Source organism: Amycolatopsis sp. NPDC003676, assembly GCF_053587275.1.
On record NZ_JBSFNS010000431.1, the window covers coordinates 1 to 1,048 of the forward strand.

The 1,048-nt window shown below is 67.8% G+C and carries 1 protein-coding gene; it reads right to left on the reverse strand.

From position 1 onward, the window contains the following. On the reverse strand, nucleotides 1-1,048 hold a 1,048-nt coding region (locus ACWDNU_RS46985; RefSeq protein WP_449673597.1), incomplete at both ends, for an MFS transporter.

Consider the following 1,048-nt stretch of genomic DNA (forward strand, 5'->3'; position numbering starts at 1 on the left):
CCCGCCTCGTCCAGCGGGAGCGAGGACATGATCGATTCCGTCGCGGGGCCCTGCACGATGCCGAGGCCCAGCGCCATGAACACCATCGACGGAAGCACCCCGATCAGGTAGGTGCTGTCCACGGTGACCTGGCCGCCGAGATAGAGCCCCAGCCCGGTGAGCAGCAGGCCGATCACCAGGACCGCGGTCGTGCCGACCCGCTGTGCCAGCAGTGTGGCCACCGGCGCGCCGATCGCGACCGAGAACGCGAACGGCAAAGACGCGATACCGAATTCGAGTGGCGTGTATTCGCGCACGCCCTGGAAATACTGGGTGATCAGGAACAGGAAGCCGAACATCGAGAAATACCCGATCGCGATGGCCAAGGCGGGCAGCGAGAATCGGCGGTTCCGGAACAGCCGCATATCGAGAATCGGTGCGGCGGAACGCAATTCCCAGACGACGAATGCGGCGAGCAGCAGCGCGCCGAGGGTCGCGGTGCACAGGGTGGTGAGCGAGAGCCAGCCGTTGTGCGGCGCCTCGATGATCGCCCACACCACCAGCGTGATGCCCGCGATCGAGAGGAAGATGCCGGGCAGGTCCAGCCTGCCGACCTGTTCGGCGCGCGATTCCGGCACCCAGATCAGCGTCGCGACCAGCGCGACCAGGGCCACCGGCACATTGATCCAGAACACCGAGTGCCAGCTGAAGTGTTCGAGCAGCCAGCCGCCCGAGATCGGGCCGATGGCGATGGCGAAGCCCGCCATCGCGGTCCAGGCGGCGATGGCCAGCGCGCGTTCGCGCTTGTCGGTGAAGATGTTGATGATCAGGGCCAGGGTGGCCGGGAAGACCGCGGCGGCGAAGACGCCCATCGCCGCGCGGGCCGCGATGACCTGCGTCATCGATCCGGCGAGCGCGCCGCCGACCGACATCACCGCGATGCCGATCAGGCCGACGATCATGATCCGCCTGCGGCCGTAGCGGTCACCGAGGTTGCCCGCGGCGAGCAGCAATCCGGCGAAGGTCAGGGTGTAGGCGTCGACGACCCACTGCAGGCCGGAGACGCCGG